General features: G+C 61.3%; 16 protein-coding genes and 1 pseudogene. 2 read left to right on the top strand and 15 right to left on the bottom strand.

The window, feature by feature from the left end:
* Nucleotides 1–246: 246 nt before the first annotated feature.
* The 3 genes from IB256_RS23580 to IB256_RS23570 form a co-directional block, all read right to left on the bottom strand.
* On the bottom strand, nucleotides 247–3,357 hold the full coding sequence (locus IB256_RS23580; protein ID WP_192404284.1) for an efflux RND transporter permease subunit: 3,111 nt from the start codon (nucleotides 3,355–3,357) through the stop codon (nucleotides 247–249).
* Nucleotides 3,354–4,475 (bottom strand): efflux RND transporter periplasmic adaptor subunit, encoded by a 1,122-nt coding sequence (locus tag IB256_RS23575; protein WP_192404281.1) that lies wholly within the window; start codon nucleotides 4,473–4,475, stop codon nucleotides 3,354–3,356. The genes IB256_RS23580 and IB256_RS23575 overlap by 4 nt, the downstream gene beginning before the upstream one ends.
* 73 nt (nucleotides 4,476–4,548) lie before the next feature.
* The gene (locus IB256_RS23570) at nucleotides 4,549–5,166 is read right to left on the bottom strand and encodes a TetR/AcrR family transcriptional regulator (RefSeq protein WP_192404280.1); all 618 of its coding nucleotides are present in this window, start codon (nucleotides 5,164–5,166) and stop codon (nucleotides 4,549–4,551) included.
* A 217-nt stretch (nucleotides 5,167–5,383) separates the two neighbouring features.
* On the opposite strand from IB256_RS23570, the gene IB256_RS23565 reads away from it, so the two are divergent.
* Nucleotides 5,384–6,277, top strand: a complete 894-nt coding sequence (locus IB256_RS23565; RefSeq protein WP_192404278.1) for an NAD(P)/FAD-dependent oxidoreductase — start codon at nucleotides 5,384–5,386, stop codon at nucleotides 6,275–6,277.
* A 204-nt stretch (nucleotides 6,278–6,481) separates the two neighbouring features.
* On the opposite strand, the gene IB256_RS23560 is transcribed toward IB256_RS23565, so the two are convergent.
* Complete coding sequence (locus IB256_RS23560; protein ID WP_034053389.1) at nucleotides 6,482–7,423, bottom strand: aromatic alcohol reductase; 942 nt, start codon at nucleotides 7,421–7,423, stop codon at nucleotides 6,482–6,484.
* A gap of 98 nt (nucleotides 7,424–7,521) precedes the next feature.
* On the opposite strand from IB256_RS23560, the gene IB256_RS23555 reads away from it, so the two are divergent.
* Nucleotides 7,522–7,971 (top strand): winged helix-turn-helix transcriptional regulator, encoded by a 450-nt coding sequence (locus IB256_RS23555; protein WP_192404275.1) that lies wholly within the window; start codon nucleotides 7,522–7,524, stop codon nucleotides 7,969–7,971.
* Between the two features lie 534 nt (nucleotides 7,972–8,505).
* On the opposite strand, the gene IB256_RS23550 is transcribed toward IB256_RS23555, so the two are convergent.
* From IB256_RS23550 to IB256_RS23500, 11 genes and pseudogenes are all read right to left on the bottom strand, one after another.
* Complete coding sequence (locus tag IB256_RS23550) at nucleotides 8,506–9,780, bottom strand: OprD family porin (protein WP_192404273.1); 1,275 nt, start codon at nucleotides 9,778–9,780, stop codon at nucleotides 8,506–8,508.
* A gap of 42 nt (nucleotides 9,781–9,822) precedes the next feature.
* Nucleotides 9,823–11,718: a 3-dehydroshikimate dehydratase QuiC gene (quiC, locus tag IB256_RS23545; RefSeq protein ID WP_192404271.1), complete on the bottom strand. Its 1,896-nt coding sequence runs from the start codon at nucleotides 11,716–11,718 to the stop codon at nucleotides 9,823–9,825.
* Nucleotides 11,719–11,927: 209 nt separating this feature from the next.
* Nucleotides 11,928–12,377 carry a type II 3-dehydroquinate dehydratase gene (gene aroQ, locus IB256_RS23540; RefSeq protein WP_192404269.1) on the bottom strand — a complete coding sequence of 150 codons (450 nt, stop codon included), beginning with the start codon at nucleotides 12,375–12,377 and terminating at the stop codon, nucleotides 11,928–11,930.
* A 611-nt stretch (nucleotides 12,378–12,988) separates the two neighbouring features.
* Nucleotides 12,989–13,639, bottom strand: a complete 651-nt coding sequence (locus IB256_RS23535; protein ID WP_192404267.1) for a TetR/AcrR family transcriptional regulator — start codon at nucleotides 13,637–13,639, stop codon at nucleotides 12,989–12,991.
* Between the two features lie 109 nt (nucleotides 13,640–13,748).
* A complete protein-coding gene (locus tag IB256_RS23530; RefSeq protein ID WP_192404265.1) occupies nucleotides 13,749–15,101 on the bottom strand; it encodes an MFS transporter in 1,353 nt (450 codons plus the stop codon).
* Nucleotides 15,102–15,298: 197 nt separating this feature from the next.
* Nucleotides 15,299–16,156, bottom strand: coding sequence for a sugar phosphate isomerase/epimerase family protein (locus tag IB256_RS23525; RefSeq protein WP_192404263.1), 858 nt, complete (start codon nucleotides 16,154–16,156; stop codon nucleotides 15,299–15,301).
* Between the two features lie 31 nt (nucleotides 16,157–16,187).
* Complete coding sequence (locus IB256_RS23520) at nucleotides 16,188–17,237, bottom strand: Gfo/Idh/MocA family protein (protein ID WP_192404261.1); 1,050 nt, start codon at nucleotides 17,235–17,237, stop codon at nucleotides 16,188–16,190.
* A gap of 793 nt (nucleotides 17,238–18,030) precedes the next feature.
* Nucleotides 18,031–18,158 (bottom strand): annotated as a pseudogene (locus IB256_RS23515) (hypothetical protein); the annotation flags it as partial.
* 268 nt (nucleotides 18,159–18,426) lie between these two features.
* A complete protein-coding gene (locus IB256_RS23510; RefSeq protein WP_192404259.1) occupies nucleotides 18,427–20,796 on the bottom strand; it encodes a hypothetical protein in 2,370 nt (789 codons plus the stop codon).
* A gap of 42 nt (nucleotides 20,797–20,838) precedes the next feature.
* Nucleotides 20,839–21,588: an ABC transporter permease gene (locus IB256_RS23505; RefSeq protein ID WP_192404257.1), complete on the bottom strand. Its 750-nt coding sequence runs from the start codon at nucleotides 21,586–21,588 to the stop codon at nucleotides 20,839–20,841.
* Nucleotides 21,589–21,595: 7 nt separating this feature from the next.
* Nucleotides 21,596–22,585 carry an ABC transporter substrate-binding protein gene (locus IB256_RS23500; RefSeq protein ID WP_192404255.1) on the bottom strand — a complete coding sequence of 330 codons (990 nt, stop codon included), beginning with the start codon at nucleotides 22,583–22,585 and terminating at the stop codon, nucleotides 21,596–21,598.
* Nucleotides 22,586–22,597: the final 12 nt, after the last annotated feature.

Here is a 22,597-nt window from a genome sequence, read left to right as displayed (position 1 = left end):
AAGCACCTGGTCTACCGCCTCGCGTTTGAAGGATTCGGGAAAACGTCGTCTGGTCTGGGTCATGAACACTCCTTGCGGTGGGCATTATCCACCTTAAGTCAGTGTCCACTCAGCCCGGGACAGACCAGACTGGGCGTCCGCGCGTACACAGAGGCGATTGCCCACTTTGGGTTGTCGCGGTCTGTCTCCCAAATGCCCGCTCCTGGCCGATTGCTGCCTCCCGAGAACCCGGTCTAGAAAAGTTTTCTATTGCCGGCAAGAATGCCGGCTAATGCTATGCGGGTTGCGCGATTGGCGCATGGCTGACGGGTGTATCCGGAACCAGATGGAGTACATCGCTGGCAGGAAGACCAAGGTCAGCACCGTTCCTGCGAAGGTACCGCCGATCAGCGTGTACGCCAGCGCGCCCCAGAACACCGAATGGGTCAGCGGGATGAAGGCCAGGACGGCCGCCAGTGCGGTAAGTATCACCGGTCTGGCGCGCTGCACCGTGGCTTCGACGACTGCCTGGAATGGGGCTAGCCCCTCCGCTTCGTTGTGGCGGATCTGCCCAATAAGGATGAGCGTGTTGCGCATGAGAATGCCGGACAGCGCGATCAGCCCGACCAGGGCGTTGATGCCGAAGGGTTGGTGGAAAAGGATCAGCGTGGGCACCACGCCAATCAGTCCTAGCGGGCTGGTCAGAAAGACCATGATCATCGCGGAAATCGATCGCACCTGCAGGATGATGATGATCAGCGTGGCAGCCAGCATGATCGGGAACAGCGGCAGCATGGCTTTGCTCGCCTTGCCCGACTCTTCGATGGAACCGGCCTGTTCGATGCGATAACCACTTGGCAGCTTCTCGATGATGGGCTGGAGCTGTTGGCTGATGGCGGTCGAGACATCCGGCGGCTGCAAGTCCTCGGCAATGTCGCCCCGTACGGTGATTGTCGGCGTGCGGTCGCGCCAGCGCATGATAGGCTCCTCCATGCGCACTTCGACATTGCCCACTTGCGACAACGGGATGCGTTGCCCATCGGTGCCCGCCAACGTGAAGTCCATGATCCGGGACGGGTCGAAGCGGATATCGCCGGCTGCACGCGCCATGACCTGAACGGTACGGATGTCCTCACGCACAGCGGTGATCGGCACTCCACTCAGCAGGAACTGCAGCTGCTGCGCGACGGCGCTGGAGGTCAGTCCAACTGCCTGCAGACGGTCCTGTTGCAGAGTGAAGTGCAACGAGGGCACGCGGGTACCCCAATCGGTATTGACCGTCCGCATCATCGGATTGACTTCCATGACTTGCTGCACTTCAGCCGCGATGTCGCGAAGCTTGTCCGGGTTCGGCCCGGTTACTCGGTACGCAACCGGGTAGGGAGAGTAGGGCCCAAAGACCAGTTGCGAGACCCGAACCCGCGCTTCGTTGGCCAGCCCGTCTGCGATGGCCTGACGCAGCCGATGCTTCAGGGCTTCGCGCTCGTCCTGGTTGTCGGTGCGCACCACGATCTTGGCGAACGAAGGATCTGGCAGTTCCGGCCCCATGGCCATGAAGAAGCGGGGTGCGCCCTGGCCGATGTAGGCCGTGACGATCCTGGCCTCCTTCTGTTGAGCCAACCAGGCTTCCACCTTCTCGGTGGCCGCGCTGGTCTGGGCAATGGAGGTGCCATAGGGCATCTGCACCTCCACCAGCACTTCGGGGCGATCGGAGATAGGGAAGAACTGCTTCTTGACGACGCTCATCCCGACGATCGCCAGTGCGAAAAGCCCGACTACCGCACCGGCGACCTTCCACTTGTGAGCGATGACCTGACCGAGCAGTTGGCGAAAACGGTTGTAGCCCGGGGTGTCGTAGATGGCGTCATGGCCGCCCTCGACCTTCTTGAAGTCGGGCAGCAACTTGACCCCGAAATAGGGCGTGAACACCACGGCAACCAGCCACGAAGCGATCAGGGCGATACCGACGATCCAGAACATGTTGCTGGTGTATTCGCCCGCCGTGGATCGGGCAAAGCCATTGGGCATGAAGCCTACAGCGGTGACCAGGGTGCCGGACAACATTGGAGCCGCCGTGTGGCTCCAGGCATACGCGGAAGCCTGGACGCGGCTGAAGCCTTCCTCCATCTTCACCACCATCATCTCGATGGCGATGATGGCGTCGTCCACCAGCAATCCCAGGGCGAGAATCAGGGAGCCCAGGGTGATGCGGTCAAAGTTCTTGCCTGTTGCGGCCATGACGACGAAGACCATCGCCAGGGTCAACGGCACGGCGACAGCCACCACGATACCCACGCGCCATCCCATGCTGATGAAACTCACCAGCATGACCACCAGCAGCGCGACGAAGAACTTGATCATGAACTCGTCGACCGAGGCGCTGATATTGACGGCCTGATCCGTAACCTTGGTGAGACTCATACCCAGCGGCAGCTCGCCGTTGATGGCGCTCACCTCGTCGTTCAGGGCCTTTCCGAGGTCGAGGCCATTCCAGCCCTCGCGCATGACGATGCCTAGGAGCAATGCCGGCTCGCCGCCATTGCGAATCAGGAAAGTCGCCGGGTCTTCGTAGCCGCGCCTGACGGTGGCGACATCCGACAACTTCAGCGTGCGCCCTTGCGCAATCACCGGTGTGTCGCGAATTTTCTGCAACTCATCGAAGGCGCCATCCAGTCGCAGGAAGACTTGCGGGCCCCTGGTTTCGACTGAGCCTGCTGGCGTCAGGGCATTCTGGCCATTGAGTGCGGCGAACACTTCCTGTGGACCTATCCCCAGGGTTGCCAAGCGTTCATGGGATAGCTCGACAAAAATGCGCTCGGCTTGCTCGCCGATAATGTTGACCTTCTTCACACCGGGCACATGCAACAAGCGCTGGCGCAGCGACTCAGCGTCACGCACGAGCAGACGCTGGGGCTCGCCTTTAGCCTTGAGCGCAAACAGGGCAAAGGTGACGTCCGAGTATTCGTCGTTGACCAGCGGGCCAATGACGCCTTCAGGCAGGGTCTTCGCCTCATCGTTGATTTTCTTGCGGGCCTGGTAGAACTCCTCGGGCACCTCCGACGGCGGGGTGCTGTCGAGCAGGGACAGGGTGGTGAACGCCAGCCCTGGCCTCGTATAGGTCTCGCTGCGGTCGTACCAGCGCAGCTCCTGCAAGCGCTTCTCGATCTTCTCTGCGACCTGGTCATGCATCTCCTGGGCGGTCGCACCGGGCCAGGCCGTCACAATGGTCATCACCTTGACCGTGAACGCCGGATCCTCCGCCCGTCCCAGCTTGAAGAATGCGACAAGGCCCGCCAGAGAGATGAGGCAAACCATGAACAGGGTGATGGAGCGCTCGCGTACCGCAAGTGCTGACAGGTTGAAGCGGCCTCCAGTCATCGCGAGACTCCCTCGACCGCAGCAACCTCGGCCTGACCCTCCACCCGCACTTGCTGCCCTTCGCGCAGCAAGTGCGCGCCAAGCGCAACGATCCGGTCGTCCTGCTTGAGCGCGCCGCTGATACGTGCATGCTCATCATCGAGGCTCAGCACCGTAACCGGCCGCCAGGACACTCTTGCCGGACTGCCTTGAATGACCCACACGCCTGGGCCTTTGCCTTCGTCGCACAGCGCGCCAATCGGAATCTGCAGATCATTCCGCGCCTGCTCCTGCACTGTCCCCGCCGCAATTTGAACCGTGATGGTGGTGCCCAACGGTGCTTGGGCAAGTTCGCCATCGAGCACATACCGCGCTTCGAAGGTACGGGTCAGCCGATCGGCGACATCCGAGAGCTGGCGGAGGCTGGTCACGACACTGACGTTGTCCTTGCCGAACAGCGTGGCACGGGCGGAGGAGCCAACCGCCGGACGCAACGTCTCCGGCAACTGCACAACGGCTTCGCGCGGCCCCGCATGCGCCAGCCTGACAACGGGCTGCCCGGCACTGACCACTTGGCCAGGCTCTACCAGCGTCTCCATGACGATGCCATCGGCATCCGCCAACAGGTCGGCGTACCCGGTCGCATTGGCGGCGACCTCGGCTTGAGCCTCGGCCGCGCTAAGTTGTGCTCGCGCGGTGTCCGCTGCGGCTTTGTATTGAGCATAGGCAGATGCCGATACCGCGCCGGTTCCGCGCAGCGTTCGGTAGCGGGCCTCATCTTCACTGGCCTGTTTCGCTCGCGCCCGGGTTGCGGCGACGGCTTCGCGCTGCGCACGCGCGGCGAGGTTCAGATCGACAGGATCAAGGCGAAGAAGAACTTGCCCCCGCTTGACCGACTGACCAGTGTCGACGAGCCGCTCCAGGACCTTGCCCGATACACGGAAGCCCAGGTCGCTCTGGACGCGTGCGGCAACAGTGCCGGTGAACGACCTCGGCGCGGGTGCTGCCGACTGGGGTACGACAACCCGCACCAGTGGCGCGTCCGTGCGCGGATCGGTCGGCGCTTTTTCGCCGCAGGCGACCAGCGCGATCGGCATCACACCGATGAGAGTGGACAGAAGGAGGCTGCGCCGGCGCATGAGGAACCCATCGCAAGGAAGTAGGGAGCCCCAGCTTGAATCTAGTGACCAATTTAGTCAATGGTCACTATTGTTATGGCGACAGACTTCGCAGTACCAGGCTGGACAAAAGAAGGGGAGCCTCCTCGGTGGCATCGAGGCTGTATTGCAGAAGTAGCGGGTTGAAATACGGGCGCATGACCAGGAGGACCGCCTTGGTGGCTTCATCGAGCGGGGTCTTTCGCTCGAAGTCGCCGCTCTGCCTACCTTGCTGCAGGATGTCCTGGATGATCTCCTGAATGAGATTTTCATACGCAATAGTCACCTGCCAGCGTTCAGAGGCTGCGGACACGACAATTTCGTAGAGCTTACGATCTTGAAACAACAGGCGCAGGCATGCCTCCACAAGCGCCTTAAACATGCGGCGCAGCTTCTCTGGCGGACGATCAGCCTCGCTGACGGCGGCACGGACCTCGGCCTCTATTTGGCTGATGCAGTTCGAGCAGATCATTTCGCCAATGGCCTGCTTGGACTCGAAGAATTTGTAGATGTAGGCCTTGGAAAATCCGATCGACTTGGCGAGATCGGACACCGTGGTCTTCTCGTAGCCGTACAGGCTGAAGTGCTCGGTGGCTGCGGCCACGATCTGATCGCGCACCTCATGATCTGCAGGGCCGCGGGTGGTTGTTTTTGCTGTGCGTGTCTTGTTCATGCGGCATAGCCTACATAGCCGTCAGGGGATGGACAACGTGTGACCAAAATGTATTATGGTCACGCGCACCCGGATTTCCCCCCGTGAGGAGGAAGGCCATACCTGCCAGGCATATCTATCGCGATGGTCAGCCGGCAATTCGTGTAGTTGGCAGTAGCTAAGTGAAGTGGGACGCAAATTCCGGCCCCCCTCCATACACAACGCGGAGCCCATCACCATGAATGACGTCATCATCATCGGCGGCAGCTTTGCCGGCCTTGCAGCCGCCCTGCAGCTCGGCCGGGCCCGTCGCAAGGTCACCCTTCTGGATACCGGCCTGCCGCGCAACCGCTTCGCCGGCCATTCGCATGGAATGCTCGGCCACGATCACAAGCCACCGCAGGACATCCTGGCCGAGGCGCGCAAGCAACTCGCGCGCTACCCTACCATCAGTTTCGTCAAAGCCCGGGCCGACAGCATCTCCGGCGCGATCGACGATTTTTCCGTCCTCGTCGACAGCGGCGAGAGCTTTGCGGCGCGACGCGTGATCCTTAGCTATGGCGTCGTTGACCAAATGCCGAACATCCCAGGCTTTGCCGAAAGTTGGGGTAAGTCCATTGTGCCTTGCCCCTATTGCGATGGCTTCGAAGTCGCCGGCCAGCATTGGGGCCTCGTCTGGTCCGGCCCGCAGTCGCACCAATCTGCCAGGCTGTTCGGCGATTGGACTGACAAATTGACTCTCTTTGCCGATGGTCATGACATTGCGCCCGATATCCAGGCCGACCTGGAACGCCGCAACATACCTGTCGTCGATGGCCGGATCGTCGAGATCGCTCACCAAGAGGGCCATATCGCCACAGTCAATCTCGATACCCGCCGCAATGTCGCGGTCGACATCCTGTTCGCCCATCCGCGCAACAGGCCGTCCGCAGGTCTGCATGAATCGCTTTGCCTTGCCACGGTCGAGACTCCCACCGGCATCGTCCTCAACGTCGACGAACGCCGCCAAACCAGCACGCCCGGTATATATGCCGCCGGCGACCTCACGACACCCTTCTTGCCATCGGTCACCCAGGCATCATCGCAGGGCGCGATGGCGGGAATCTTTGCCCAGCAGTCGATGTTGGATTGAGAGAACAGATTTTCTTATCCAATTGAGTCATTGCTTTCGAGGAAGCCCGTCTATAAGCCCTGACAAGGGTGGAATGTACGAAATCTTGCTCTTTCTCAACGGCTGCTATCTCATCGTTCGCTTTTGGCCAATTGTTGCTGTGTGAGGGAGGCAGCTACCGACCCATAGCGGACACTTCTGTGCAAGTCAGCGATCTGTCGTCGCTCACTTGGCCCCAAGGTTCGCCCGAGCCCATTGCTCAGCGGTGGTTACTGGAATCGACTGCTGTTCGTTGAAGGTGCCCGCTTTAGGCCATGCCACACCTCTGCCTTGGGCGAATACAGCACGGTACTTTTTGATGTGATGGGTAGGGTCTTTTCTCAGCTCATCCATCAGGTACGGAACAGTCCACACGTGAGTTTTGAATGGACGACCCAGCGCATTTTCGAGGATGTTCGCAACTTGTCCATACGACACCGTGTCGCCCGAGAGATAGACAATCTCGTTGCGGAAGCGAGGTTCAAAGAAGACGATTTCCGCTGTTAGAGTGCCGATGTCGTCTGGTGTGGTGAGCGTCACGGTGTTCTCAAGACTGCCGAGAGCGTTAACGGTGTCATTGTCGAAGTCGACTACTTCGAATACGGGCTCGAAGAGGAAGCTGGTGAACATGCCCGTCGAGATAATTACCCATTCGGTTTTATCCTGCGCGCGGAGTGCCTCGCGTACATCGAGTTGAGCATCGAAAAGATCTTGGGGGCTGCCCCGACCGATCACTTCGAAATCCACGCCAAACTGCCACGGGAAGTAGCGCTTAACGCCCGACCTTAGCGCTGCTGTCGCCAACTTCATGGGGGTTTCTCGACCCGCGACCATGCCGGCGCAGCCTATGACGGTATCGAACCGCCCGAACACTTCAGCTAACTGATCAATTGAATCGTTCACCAGATCCGCAGCGACCATCTGAATGCCCAGCCCACGAAGCTCGTCGATCTCGGCTTTTTTCTCCGGTATCTGGGTGTTGATGGTCGACTCACGGAGAAGAACGCTGATTTGGGAACCGGGTGCGCGTTTGGCCACTCGCGCGAGATTGCGCAAAACCGGGAGACCAAGTTCGCCAGCGCCGAGAACAAGAATGGATTGAGGGGAAAGCGGGGTTGCTTCGGTCATGATTTCTCCTGAGGCGTGATGCCTATAACATGAACGAATGCTGGCATGATCAGGCAGTACTCGTAAGAAGGCACACGCGTGATACCTAGGAGGGATAAATGACCAATCAGGACGCTCTGAGCCAGGCAGAAGCCATCTGCCAAACGCTCCGAGAAGATGATGATGGCGTCAGACGGGAGGTCCTCGCTCACGCGGGTAGCCGATGGTCATTGGGCATCCTGCATGCCTTGGGTGTGTATGGCACGATGCGCCACGCTGAGATAAAAAGGCAGATGACTGGGGTGACCCAGCGAATGCTGACCAAGACGCTGCGCGCCATGGAGCGGGATGGATTACTGCTTCGAAGGGAGTTCGGGGAAATTCCGCCGCGCGTCGAATACGAGCTGACGCCAGTGGGTATGGAACTGTTGGTTCGGATGTCTCCTGTTTGGATGTGGGTGGTCGAAAACGCCGAGGAATTCCGCAAGGCGCGTCGCGTTTTCGACAGTCAAGATGACAAGAAACCAGCTTGGCAGATCCCCACGTCGGCTCCCTCTAACCCAGAGTAATCGATAGCGTGTACTTCTCGTTCAGAGCAGTAGCTCGCGACCTGACCTCGCCCAAAATCGAACGCCCGCTTCTGGCCGTTAGCTGCCGCCTTCCTGGTGCCGGCTAGGGATCCTGGTTATGCCTCCCCCCTCGCGCGCAATCCGTTCTCGTTAAAAGCTTCCGCCTGACAGAGACTCAGCCCTTGTGCGGTATGCAGGGGACGGTCCTCAGCACACCCCTTGCCACCTATCGTCTCCTGTAGCCTTAAGTCTACTTCGTCAACGTGCAGCCAACGGACGCGACCTCGGCTGTTGGGTATGAAAGCCTCAGCGACGCGGTAGGAAAAGCAGCTCAAAAAGACCTCGGCCCTAACCAGTCATCGGGCCGAGGTAAACAGGAACAATAGTTTGTCCTCCTAGTATTTCTGGAGGTGTCCAGATGGGATTGAGACTAACTAAGTCGCCGTGCAGTTTGGCCAGAGAAATTGACGGCTCTATATCTGAAACCCATTGAGATTACCGGCTAAGTCGCAAGCTTTCCCTCTGGCGTACGAATTAAAAGAGAGAGAGCGGATAGCTGATGATCAACCGGTTCTCATCGAAGCTGGTATTGCTACCCCAATCGCGGCGCATGGTGGAGTTACGCCATTTGACGCTCAGGGCCTTGAACGCACCCGACTGCACCACGTAGGCCAGTTCGGTTTCACGTCCCCGTTCTTTGCCGTCGGTCATTGCACCGACATGGACGTTGTCGCCGCTGAGGTAGCGGTTCATCAGGGTCAGCCCCGGAACGCCGAAGGCCGCGAAGTCGTAGTCGTGACGCAATTGCCAGGAACGCTCACCGGCGTTGTCATAGCTGGAGCTGAAGCTGTCGTTTCCCAGGGGGCTGCCACTGGTGCCGTTGACTTTCATCCAGGCGTCGTCGCCACTGACGTCCTGCAAGCCGACATAGAAGGTGCTGGCTCCGTACTTGGCAGAGAACAAGCCGAACCAGGTGCGGTTGTCGAGGTCGCCAGCCAGGGCACTGCCGTCTTCCTTGCCGTTGAAGTAACCAAGGTTGGCGCCCAGGGTCCAGTCACCGATCGGCTGGCTGTGCACCAACTGGACGAACTGCTGCTGGTAGATGTCTTTCAGCTCGGCGCTCCACAGGCCCACCAAGGTGCGGTTGTCATTGAAGCTGTATTCGCCACCGACAAAGTTGAAGCGATCAGAGGTGAAGGCCCCTTTGCCGTTCAAGAACATGTCTTCCATGCTCGCGTCGTTGCGCGGGCTGTTGCCACGGAACTGACCGCCGTAGAGAGTCAGGCCGTCGATCTCCTTGGAGGTGACCTGAGCACCCTGGAAGGTCTGCGGCAGGGAGCGGCCGTCGTCAGCACGCAGGATCGGCAACACCGGCATCCATTCCCCCGCCTTCAGCTCGGTCTTCGACACGCGCATCTTGCCGGCTACCGCCAGTCGGCCGAAGTCGTCGGCGGCGCGACCATCGCCATGCACAGGCAGCAATTGAGTGCCTTTGGTGCCTCTGCCGCTATCGAGCTTGACTGAGAGCAGGCCGAGCGCATCAACGCCGAAGCCAACGGGGCCTTGTGTGAATCCGGACTTGCCGTCGAGGATGAAGCTCTGGGTCCATTCCTCGGCCTTGCCTTGGCTGGTTGAGTCTCCAACAAAGTTACGGTTCTGATAGTAATTGCGCAGGTTCAACGTCGCCGTGGAGTCTTCGAGGAATCCGTCTTCTTCGGCGGAAAGGGCGTACCCGCTGCCGCCGATGACACAGTGCGCGACGAGACCGATGGTGGTGCAGAAATGACGAGTCGGGGCAAGAAAATTCATTGTTGTTATGTTCTCGCTGGTTTAGTGGTGGGGTTGTAGGCCCTATGACCTCGCGGTGCGGGCGTTGGCCATGGCCGCCAGGCGCACCGCAACGTTGGCAGCGCCGTAGCCGGCGTAGCCGTTCTTGCGTTGCAAGATTTCAAAGAAGAAGCGCCCCCCGAACGGCTCTGTGTATACGTGGAACAGCTCGCCTCCCTGAGCGTCGCGGTCGTAGAGCACGTTGTAATAGGCCAGCTCGCTGAGGAACTCGTCGTCGAAGTCGAAGCGTGCGGCCAGGTCGTCGTAGTAGTTCATCGGGATATGCAGCAGCGGCACGCCAGCCTCCTTGGTGCGGTTCACCTCGGCGAAGATGTCCTCGCAGGAGAAGGCGATGTGGTGCACGCCGGAACCGCGATAGCTGGACAGCGCGTGGGAGATGGCCGTGTTGCGGTTCTCCGAAATGTTCAGCGGCAGGCGGATGCTGCTGCAGCGACTGCGGAGGGCGCGGCTCTTCACCAGGCCATACGGGTCCGGTAGCACCACCTCGTCGTCGGCTACGAAGTCCAGCACGCTCTTGTAGAACAGCGCCCAGCTGTCCAGGCCATCGGCCGGCAGTGCCAAGGCCATGTGGTCGATGCGCTCTAGCTGGCCGGTTTGCACGGCGCCTGCGTCGAGGACGAAGTCGCTGTCGTAGATGGACTGGCCGGCCGGGGACTGCTCCACCAGGTAGATCAGGCTCCCGTCCGGCGCGCGTACGGCGGGAATCTCGCGCTCGTTCGGGCCTACCAGGCCGCGGAACGGCTGTCCCTTGAACTCGCGAGCGCGCTCCAGGGCACTGGCGCTGTCCTTCACGCGCAACGCGGTGGCGCAGAGCGACGGGCCGTGGGCCTCGAAGTAGCCATGGGCGAAGGAATAGGGTTCGGCGTTCAGCACGATATTGATGTCGCCCTGGCGCAGCAGGCTCGCGTCCTTGGAGCGGTGTTTGCCTGCTCGGGCGAACCCCAAGCGTTCCAGCCAGCCCGAAAGTTTGGCCCCCTGGTTCTCGTCCACCGCGAACTCGAGGAACTCCACGCCGTCGTAGCGGCTGGCGGGTGGCGGCGCGAAGAGGATGTCGAGGTCGGCCGGCGCCACCGGATCATTGGCCAGCAGCCTGCGGGTCTTCTCTTCGAGGTAAAGCAGGGAACGCAGACCGTCAGCGGCCGTGGCACGCGGCGGCGCGGCACGGAAACCGTCGTTGAAGATTTCCAGCGAGAGCGGTCCGTTGTAGCCGCTGCGGATGATGGGGGCGAGGAAGCCCGCCAGGTCGAACTCACCCTGCCCGGGGAAGCAGCGGAAATGCCGGCTCCATTCCAGCACGTCCATGTCCAGCAGCGGCGCGTCGGCCAGCTGCACGAAGAAGATCTTGTCGCCGGGAATCCCGGCGATAGCGCTGTGGTCGCCCTTGAGCGACAGGGTGTGGAAGCTGTCCAGTAGCACGCCCAGGGACGGATGGTCGGCTTGGCACACCAGTTTCCAGACCTGCTGCCAGGTGTTCACATGACGGCCCCAGGCCAGGGCCTCGTAGCCGATACGCAGGCCGCGTGCGTCGGCGCGCTCGGCCAGCAGGCGCAAGTCGTCGACCAGGATCTCCTCGTCCGGCAACGAATCGGGCTGAACGTTGCTGCAGACCAGCACCAGATCGGTGCCGAGTTCCTGCATCAGGTCGAACTTGCGCTCGGCGCGGTCGAGGTTCTTCTGCAGGCGATCGCGGCGGCAGCCTTCGAAATCGCGGAACGGCTGGAACAGCGTGATGGCTAGCCCCAAGTCAGCGCACATCTGGCGGATTTCGCGGGGGCTGCCCGCGTAGTACAGGAGGTCGTTTTCGAATATCTCGACGCCGTCGAAACCGGCGGCGGCGATGGCCTCAAGTTTTTCCGGCAGGGTGCCGCTCAGGGAGACGGTAGCAATGGAACGCTGCATGCTTCAGATCCTTTCTGATTGTTAGTTGCGGTTCACGAGCTGCTCCATTTGTTGCGGGAGCACCCCTGAGGCCTGTCCGAACTGGCCGTCTAGCTCCTGTGCATTTCGGGGCGCCTGAGCAACAACGACCGCTCATCACGAACGATCTCCAGGCGCAGAGAGCGCCGGCTGGGGCAATGCGCCGCCGTCCAGCTGCTATCTGGCAGCGCCTACTGACTGGTGCGAGGGGTATCGAGAAAGGCGAAGTGTTGAATCGCCAGCTGATAGCCATGGGTGCCGAATCCGGCCAGCACGGCTTTGGCCACAATCGAGACATAGGAGTGGTGGCGGAAGGTCTCGCGCCGATGCACGTTGGAGATATGGACTTCGATGACGGGCACCTCGGCCGCAATCAGCGCGTCATGGATAGCCACCGATGTGTGAGTCCAGGCGCCCGGATTGATGACGATGCCATTCACACGGCCACGCGCCTGGTGAATCCAGTCGATCATCTGGCCTTCGTGGTTGGTCTGTTGGAATTCGATTTCAAGGTCGAATTGGTTGGCGGTTTGGCGACAAAGCGCTTCGACATCGGCCAATGATTCGTGTCCGTACACCTCTGGCTGGCGCTTGCCGAGCATGTTCAGGTTTGGGCCATTCAGAACGAGAAGGGTGGACATGGGTCGCTCCAGTCAGATGGGGTTGCTCGCAAGGCAGGCCCCTGGTATTCGATGTGCTTGCTGCTCAGGCTGGATCACCTCCTGAGCAGTCCTATGCAGCTGAGCTGGATTGAGGTTTTCCCTAATCGGGGAATTGCCACATGCAAATCCATCTCAAAGGCGGTAGAAATCCCGGTCTATTAGGAAGGCTGTGCCCTTTCGAGTGAATGCTATTTCCCTAACGATAGAATTTCAATCGTAGGCTTTGAATTGCAACGGAAATTCAATTTTAGAAAAATGCTTTATGTTTCAATAAATTAGATAATTTATGTTCCATAATAGAATATACAAACCGTCTTTTATAATAAAAATAATTCACAAAAATGGGAATTTAGGCTCTTCGCGTTGAGCCTACGTCGAGGCAGCCGAAGGATTACTCGCCAAAGACGCACGCGAGCTGAAGCCCACGCGGGCTTGAGGCTGAGTGGGGCAGGGGCTGAAGGGCGAAGGCATTTGCGCGCTTGGTTCGTGACGCCGCAGCACCTACGCCAAGGCGCTTCTTAAAGCCGACAAGCCAAACAAAAAAGCCGCTCGTTGAGCGGCTTTTAGCGTGAAGGGACAGCGCTGCATCGTCAGCGCACGAGGAAGCCCAGTATCACCTCGGTCACGTGAGACAGGCGCTCATTGAGAGCTTTGGGCGTCACCAGATCGCGACCGTGGATAGTGGAAAGGGTGTATTGGTTGGCGAGATAGAAATAGGTCATGCCCACCAGGGTGAAATAGAGTTGGACGGGATCAACGCCACCACGGAATGTGCCGTCGACGCGACCTCGCTCCAGAATCCGCCCCAGGCTTTCCACCAGTGACGAGCCCAGCTCCGGCAGGTGCCTGGATGTCGAGAGATAGCGCGCGCGATGCAGGTTCTCGTTATTCACCAACGCCATGAAGTCCGGGTGCTCGTTGTAGTAGCGCCAGGAGAACTCGATCAGGCGACGAATGGCATCCATGGGCGGCAGGCTTTCAAGATCGAGCTCTCGCTCGGCCCGACGCAAGTCCAGATACTCCTTCTCCAGCACGGAGAGAAACAACTCCTCCTTGTTGTCGTAGTAGTAATAGATCAGGCGCTTATCGACACCGGCGCGCTCTGCGATCTCTTCAAGACGAGCGCCTTCCAGTCCCTGCACAGCGAAAACCGAGCGAGCGGCCTGGAGAATCGTCTCCTGCGTACGCTTGGCATTGCGCGAGCGCTTCCCTTGGGTTGCTTCGATATCTGAATCTGCCATGCCCGAAAATACTGTCGTATTCCTGATTGGGGGAGCGTCGCAGAATACCTCAACTTTGCAACTCGGGTGGAGACCCACTCCTTGGCCTCCTCCCTACATATCGCAGTGGTCAGTCAGCAACCTTCAGACACGCCCTGAGCGAATTCGCAAGCGGAGCTTGCTGGTCAGCACCTGAATCTCTTCCCAGGTCATCCATCTTGACGTTATAGGTTTCCCGCGCAGTCCAGGTTGCCACGGCAGCAATGGTGCAAGCCACAAGAGCGAGGCACGCGGCCGGTAGCCAGGGAGAGCTGCCCTTCATGAAGGCGGCGGCAATGATCGGGGCAAACCCCGAAAGCGCGAAACCGACTTGCGTGCCGATGGCCATGCCCGACAGCCGCACCTTGGTGCTGAACATTTCACCGAAGAAGGCCGGCCAGATCCCGTTCGCCGCACTGAAGCAGACGCCCGACATCAGAATCCCCAGCATGAAGGTCAGCGGCAGGTTGTTCTGTCCGAGCGACCACAGGAAGGGGGTCATCAGGGCACCAGAGGCAAGCACACCAAACAGGTACACCGGACGACGACCCACTCGGTCGGCCAGTCGTGCCCACAGAGGGATGACGAAAAGCGCCACAACGTTGGTGACAATGGTCAGCCAAAGCATGGTGCTGCGCTCAATGCCGACAATATTTACGGCATAGGACAGCGCAAAGACACCGAACAGCGTGCTCACGGTGGAAACCATGGCTGCCATCGCCACACGGAGTACGTCCGCCTTGTAGTCGCGCAGCAAGGCTACCAGCGGAATCTTGGCGGTTCGCTTGTTCTCCCGCTCATCCTGAAACACCGGAGTTTCCTCGATGTTGCGGCGAATCAGATAGCCAACGACCAGAACGATTAAACTCAGCCAGAAGGGAATACGCCACCCCCACGACAGCAGCTGCTCTTCTGGCAGCCTGGAGATCGGCAGGAACACGAGAGTGGCCAGGATCAATCCGGCCTGGGTGCCGCTGAGCGTAAAGCTGGTGAAGAAAGCGCGCCGACCTTCCGGTGCGTGCTCAAGTGTCATGGAGTTTGCCCCTGCCTGCTCACCCGAGGCCGAGAAACCCTGACATAGGCGCAGGATCACCAGCATGATCGGCGCGGCAATCCCGATACTGTCGTAAGTAGGCAGGCAACCCACCAGGAACGTCGAAATGCCCATCAGCAGTAGCGTCAGCACCAGCACCCGCTTGCGTCCGTACTTGTCACCGAGGTGGCCGAGAAACAGCGCACCGATTGGCCTGGCGACATAGCCAACACCAAAAGTGGCCAGTGCCAGCAGGATTCCAGTGGCCGGGTCGGACGTTGGGAAGAAGATCTTGCCAAAGACCAGCGCTGCCGCAGTCCCGTAAATGAAAAAGTCGTAGTACTCCATCGCACTGCCGATCCAGCCGGCGAATGCGGCCTTGCTCGGCGTTTTCTTGTATTGGGTGTTCATGCTACCTCCGATATCACCACGCTCTACCGTCTGACGAGGGCTGGAGCGCGGCACGTGTGCGTTAACACACGCTCTGGATTGCGTTTTGTTTTTGTTTGGTCCAGCAAGCCCTATTCGGCCAACCTCTGTTTTGGTTCGTTCGTCGGTAGATGAACCCTCCTCTGCAATTATCGGCAGTTGAGCGGAGGCGCCTCCGCTCAGTGATGAGCGGCGGGCGCAGGGCTCGTTTCGAAGAGGGCTTCCTGCGACAGGCTTGCAAGCAGGGCCTGAGTTTTCTCCAACATCCGCCGGGCACGCTTCACTGCAGGCACCTCGGCGGCGAGGCTACTCATTGGCACCTCCAGGCTGAGAGGAATGCCCGGCGGCATCGCCCGCAGCAGACCCACCAGATCCAGACCGCCATCGCCCGGCATCAACCGTTCGGAGCGGGCTTGATACAGGAGCGTGTCGAAATCGGTCGGTCGCCTTGCCGGGGCGTCACACAGCTGCATTAACCGGAAGTACCGCGCCGGCAGAGCCGTAAGCGTCTCCAGCCGCTCGCCGGCCCGGTCAAAGTGAATCGGGTCCACGAGGATGCCGGCATTCGCGCAGCCTGCCGCCTCAATCAGGCGGGACGCCGCCGAAAGGCTGCAGATATCAACCCAGGGAGTCGGCTCCAGGTTGGCGGCAATGCCGTATTTACCCGCCAGCTCGCAGAACCCCGCGAACAGGTCGGTCATCTGTGCGAAATCGGCGACCTGGCCCGATACCACGGCGTTACGCGCGCCGAGTAATGCGCCGGTTTCAAGCGCGAGGCGGAAGTCTTCGAGCCGGGTATCAGGTCGCAGGCGGAACAGCTCGATATCCGACACCTGCACTCCGGTGTCTCGCAGGCGACGAGCCGTTTCGCGAATCAGCGGGGTATCCCCAACGCTGTCACGTTGCGGCTCCTCGGGAGTCGCCGGGATCAGTCGCAGGCCGACACAGTCGAAGCCGGCGATGGAGGCGCACTCCACCATCTCAGCCGGCGACAGTTCCAGGTGCGAAAGGGGCGCAAGGCCAATCAGGCGCGTCATTCGTCACCCCCGCAGAGCTGCAGCGAGAGGCTCATGATGCGTCGCTCCTCAGGTGCACGACAGCACCCGAGGTCGCAGCCTCGTGCACCGCCAGTGTCGCCTCAAGGGTGCGCAGGCCGTCTTCCGCGGAGCAGATGGGCTGCTCAAGCCCCTCGATCACCGCGCAGAAATGTCGCAGCTGCTCGGCGTAGGGACAGCCGATGTGGGGTACCGCGCGCTGGACCGTGATCTGGTCATGCCATCCCGGCTGATCGTGGTAGCGCCACAATTCCAGGCGAGGCAGGGTCAGCGAACCTTGCGTGCCCGAGAAGAAGTGCGAGTTGACGTCATCCTGGCGCGGGAAGCGCTCGGCCTCGCCTGCCGACAGATCCCAGTTCCACGGAGCGGCCGTCGTATCAGAAACCGACACCGTGCCCAAGGCTCCATTGCAGAAGCGCAGCATCACGGCTGCCGTATCTTCTACTTCGAAATGACGGATTCGGTTCGAGGTGATGGCCTGCAAGCTTTCGATCTCGCCGAACAGGAAGCGCAGCAGGTCAATGTCATGGATCAGGTTGATGAGCACCGGACCGCCACCGACCTGACGACGCCAGGAGGTCTCGAAGTACTCGTCAGGCTTTAGCCAGGTGCACAGGGCCGTGACACTCACCGGCTTGCCTAGTACGCCGGCATCAATGATCGATTTTGCCTGACGCATGATCGGGTTGTATCGGCGCTGGTGGCCGACCAGAGCAGGCACACCATTCGCTGCGGCAGCTGCACAGATTCGGCGGGCGTTCTCCAGGGTGTCGGCGATCGGCTTCTCGACGAGTACAGCCACCTTGCGCTCAAGGCAGGCAACGGCGACGTCCGCATGGGTCACGTTGGGCGTTGCCACCACCACGCCGCGCGGCTTGACTGTTTCCAGCATCGCGACGTAATCCGCAAACCAGGGCACACCAAGCGAGCTCGCCATCTCCTGGGCTGCGGCAGAAGGATCAGCAATCCCCACCAATTCCACATTTTCCAGTGCCTGTGCGCGCTCGATATGGGTCTTGCCGATCAATCCAGCGCCGATCACTGCGAGCGGGATCTTATTCATGTTATTTCCTTTTTTAGGGAATTAAAGCATTCGCGCCATTCATAAAGGCATTGAATTTGCTGGAATCAAGCGAATTTCGCGTGACGCCAGATAAAGATTATTTCCCTGAAAAAGGAATTTCAAATTTTTCCCACAAAATCCCTCTCTGTTTGGTTTTTATACAAATCCTTTGGATTCAATATGTTATGAGATTTATTTCGCAAAAAGTGTCGATTTTATGAGTTTTAAGCTCAAAACGGTATATCTGTTATTCCCTATCTAGGGAATTAAGTGTTGAGGGCTTACCGCTGAGTACGTGACCCTGCGAGCTGCAGAAAAGGGTCAGTTCGGGAAGGAGGGCGCTCGGGCATGACGTCCCGGCAAATGGAGGGAGAAGGCAGAAGTCTGGAGAGCCCCGCGCCCGCGATGCTTGTCTATCGGCAGTATTTTGGAGGGCGCCGTCAGAATGCGAGCAATTCTCATCCGGGCGGCTGGGCTTAGGATGGAGTATCGGTCCCAGGATTCCTGGTGGCCGCAGATCGTCACCATTCCGCGGCCGGACCGAGCCGCGACAAGCATCGCTATGCGTTTCCACCGTCAGCCTGGATGAATTCGTCAGAGGCGCCGGTCAGGTCGCGCTACCCAAGCGGTCGACGTTCTTGATCGGCTACGACGGTGAATCGCATGGCCCCCGCCCTCAGTGGGAAAAAGAAATAAGTGAGAAATAAGCGAAAAATCTGAGAAAGATTCAGCGGTGTTTTGTGCCGTTTCAACGCTTCAGCTAACTGACCAATCGAATCGTTAACAAGACATAGGTCAGGCGCAGGCCGGCGAAGGCCGTACGTCGAGGTGGGGCGTATGGATTTCGCCGCCGAAGGCGCCCAGGTCGGAAACTCCCTGGTCATCGGCAACGATCAGTAGAAAATTCGGGCGTTTGCTCATGGCGGCTCGCGAAGGAAGGGGGTTGGGCAAATGCCCATTAAGACTATTGCCGTAGCGGCACGCCATTGCCTTCGGAGAATACTTTTCGTGCCTTTGCGGCATGGCTCATGGGGGTATATTCAGGGGCTGCCGGCGACTTTCTTCGAGGTGTCGAAGGCCAATTCCGGGCCCCGCCGAATCATTTTCCAGATGCAGGAAGCGCAACCGCAGGCGTCGCGATGGCCTTTGGAATGCCTGCTTGCGGAGGGCCGACAAGCAGGCCGAGCGGTCAGAGGGTGACGAACAACGCGGAGGTCCAAACGCGCGATTGATCGCGCTGGCGGGCGCTGATGAACAGCGGGTGCTCGCGGCCTTCCTCCAGGCCCAGCGCGCGCAGATCGATGCGGCCTGACACGTCGCGGGGCAGGGCGGCTTCGCTGATCTGTTCCAGCGCCACCTGCAGTTCCGCTCCCGGCAGATGCTTGACGATGGCCCCGGCGGCGAGCAGTTCATCGCCCGAGAGCTCCAGCGCCACCGTGGGGGCGTGGGGATGCGGATGCGGCTCCAGCGGGTCGCCGACCTTCACATAGCCATCGATCCGGCAGTGCACGCGGATGGTCGCGCCCTTCAGCTGGGAGATGTCGATTTCCAGGCTGTCGGTATCGCCGTTGGTGTCGGTTCTGAGTGCCAGGGTGGTGGCGTCCTTGCGCCATGCCACCTGTTCGGGATGGTCGGCGCCGAGGAAGCGGAACGCAGTGAGGGTCGCGCCGGTGATGCTGATCTCGGCGTTCCAGTAGGCGCCACGGTAGCGATCCTTGATCCGGGCGCCGCCCAGGCGCAGGCGGATGCGGCGTGGCGACAGGCCGGCCTCGGCATGCAGGTTGCGCGACCACAGGCTCTGCTCGCCGCGGAACAGCTCGACGTGCTCCCAGCCGGCGTCGCCCAGCAGGCGATAATCCAGCGCGGTCTCGCCGCTGGCCGTCACCACATCGCCCATCAGGTGCTGGCCCAGGCGCAGCAGCGCGACGCTGCGCTCGCCGGTGGTGGCGAAGGTGTGCCGGGCGCGCAGTGCGCGGCCCACGCCGGCGCGGTCGAAGCTCTCGGCGATTACCCCGGTGAGCCCGCCGCGCGAGCCGAACACCGCGGTCGCCGGTACGCCGCCGCCACAGCGGCCTTGATGCTCGTCGCTGTTGGCGGCAGCGCCGACACGGTAGCCGCGCTGCAGCGCCTCGGCGTAGACCCAGTGGAATTGCCCCCACGCCGAACCGACCTCTACCAGCCGTTCCAGCTGCGGATGGTGCCAGTCGAGGTTGCAGCGACGGCCGCCCACGTGGGGCATCATCAGGTGCCCTTCGGGATCATGGGCGTAGGCGGCGTAAAGTTCGTCCACGGGCCAGGCGCCGGGCTTGATGGTGCCGGCGGTGAATTCGTTCCACTCGAAGGAGCGCACCAGGCGGCCCTGGGCGTCGAAGGGAAACTCCGGTTTGCGGTCGTGCAGGAAGACGACGTTGCGGTCGCCGCCCGCACAGGAGTTGCCGCACCACTCGGTGCCCGGATAGCAGACGAAGCGACCCGGTTCATTGAGCTGGTGGATCAGGGCGACTGCCGCATCCCAGCGCTGTTCGGTGATGTTGAAGTCGTTGGCGGTGTAGCCGAGCACATCGAGGCCGGCGACATCGCGGCCGTAGCTCAGGTTGTACAGCGTGTCGTTGGTGCCCACGGTGTCATCGGAGTGCACGTGCAGGTCGGCGTAAAGCGGGCGCAAGGCAGAAGTCGCCGCGTCGACATTGACGAACGCCGTGGCGGGCAACACCCCCGGCTGCGTGGTGGTTGCGTTGATCGACCATTCGCCCTGGGCCGGCAGCTCGACCGCGGGTACGCGCAGGATGGCCCAGCCTTCGCTGGCGAGGGTGAACGGCAGGCGGAGGACCTGTCCGGCCGGGCCGGCCAGGGTGATTTCCCCGCCCAACGGCGTGAAGCGGCAGGTGTTGCCCCACGCATCGTCGGCCCGCACCAGCAGGTCGAACGGCTGGCCTTCGCCCACCAGGCGCGGCGCGATGACCTGCAAGCGTTCCGCAGCGCCGGGCACGATGTCCAGCAGCAGGTCTCCGGGCACCTCGGCGAACTTCGAACTGCCCAGCGGATCGATGAACAGGCGCAGCCGGAAGTCCTTCTCGACGAAGCTCTGCACCCGCGTACCGGCACCGCCCTGGCGGCGATCGCCGAGGCGGATGACGATGCGGTCGCCGGGGTTGAGGTAGCCGTCCACGATGTCGATCAGGATGGCCTTCTGGAAGGGGCGCTCGTGGCCCTTCTGGTCGAAGCGCACCTTCAGGTGTTGCACCGTCGCCGGGCTTTGGCCCGGCACCAGGTCACCGGCCTGGTATTCGGCGCTGACGTAGTTGGCGGCGCGCGGGTCGGAGGTCTGGAAGAGGGCCCAGTCCGAATAGAACTTGAACGCCAGCTTGAGCCACGCGCCATCGGCCAGGCCGCTGGCCCCCACCTCGTAGACGAAGGTGATCTCGTCCCACTGGCCGGCCACCAGCATGCGCCGATTGCAGCGGATGCTGCCGAGGAAGGGGTGCGCCTTGTTGCGCTCGTAGAGTCCGCTCGGGGCGATGTAGTCACCGGCGTCGCGGGGATCGAAGGTCTGGCTCACGCGGATACCTCGTTGCGAAGGATGTTCAGGAGTGCGGGCGCCTCAGGCGGCCCGCCAGGATTGGTAGTAGCGCTCCAGGCGACGGAACACCAGGCTCTCCATCAACCAGGCGAGCAGGCCGATGACAGCGATGCCCAGCAGCACCTGGCTGCTGTTGCCGATCTGCCCGCCCATGGAAACCATCCAGCCGATGCCTTGCGAGGCGCCGATCATTTCGGCGGCCACCAGGGCTCGCCAGCCCTGGCTGAAACCGATGCGCAGGGCTGCAGTGAGGAAGGGCAGAGAGGCCGGCAGGTAGATGTGCACGAGCAGTTGTGCGCGCGTGGCGCCCAGCGTCCTGGCGGCGCGGACTTCACCGTCGCGGATGCCCAGCACGCCCTCCTGCAGGGTGACGATCATCGGGAACACCGCCGCGATGAAGATCACCAGCATGATCGAGAAGAACCCGAGGCCGAAGATGATCAGAATCAGCGGCGCCCAGGCGATCGGCGGGATCGCCATGAACAGGCTGTTGAGCGGCGCGACGAACTCACGCAAGCGCCGCGACAGGCCGGCGGCGGTGCCGACGACGACCGCGACTATCACCGCGCTGCCGAACCCGGCCAACTCCTCCAGGGCGCTGGCGCGGAACTGCTTCCAGAGCGAGCCGTCGGCGATCCAGCGCAGCGCTTCGGCGCCGACCACCCAGGGTTGTGGCAGCACGTAGCTGGGGAAGCGGCTGGCCAGGGCGATCCAGACCAGCAGCAGAAAGGGCAGTGAGGCCCAGCCCCAATCGGGCCTTGGTAATCTCATGGGCGGCTCAGCGGGAGGCTTTCTGCAGGAAGGAGGTGTCCACCAGGTCCTTGAGCGGCACAGTGGTGTTCATGAATTTCAGCGCGTTGGAATAGCCCATCAGGCGCTCGATGAAGGCCAGGTCGGCAGCGTTCAGGTCGGCCGACCAGCCCAGGCGTTTGCGCGCTTGCGCGACGATGGCGCGGCCATCGGCCTGGCTGCCGTCGGGGCGTTGCACCGACTCCAGGCGGAAGGCGTCGGCGATGATCGCGTCGGACTCCTGCGGGTGCTCGTTCAGGTAGGCAATGGCGCGGCGGTGGGCGCGGAGCAGCTTCACCACGTCGTCAGGGCGATCACGCAGGGTTTCCGGCAGGCCGATGACGACGTACCAGGGGTACTGCGGCAGGGCCTGGTTGACGTCGAGCAGCAACCGCGCCGAGCCGCGCAGCAGCGCCTGGCTGACGAAGGGCTCCCAGGAAAACGCCGCATCGACGATGCCGCGATCCAGCGCCGCGTTCATGTTGCCCGGTGGCATGTCGACGATGTCCAGATCGGTGTCCGGGTTCAAGCCGGCGCGCTCGCCCAGCACGTAGCCGCGCAGCAGCACATCCATGCCGCTGCCTTTCTTCACCCCGGCCAGCTTGTGCCCCTTGAGGCCGGCCAGGTCCTGGATCGGACTGTGGATACCCGCCAGCACGGCCGCCTGGCCGTAGTTCACCTTGGCCAGGATCACGCTCTTGAGCCCGCGGGCATACCACTGGTAAACCGGCGGCGCACCGACGTAGGCGACGTCGAGTTCGTGGGCTGCCAGGGCCTGCTGGATCACCGGGCCGTCGCCCAGTGCCTTGATGTCGACATCGAGTCCTTCGTCGCGGTAGTAGCCGAGCTTGTCGGCGATCAGCACCGGCGCGTTGGCCATGGCGAAGACGTAGCCGATTCGCAGCGGTTCGGCGGCATGGGCACAGGCGATCCAGGAGGTCGCTGCCAGGGCGATGGGCAGAAGCAGTTTCTTGATCATGCGGGACTCGTT

The sequence above is a fragment of the Pseudomonas sp. PDM17 genome, assembly GCF_014851985.1.
Taxonomy (GTDB): Bacteria; Pseudomonadota; Gammaproteobacteria; order Pseudomonadales; family Pseudomonadaceae; genus Pseudomonas.
Note: the sequence above shows the minus strand (reverse complement) of the source record. Positions and strands in the feature narration are given on the sequence as shown.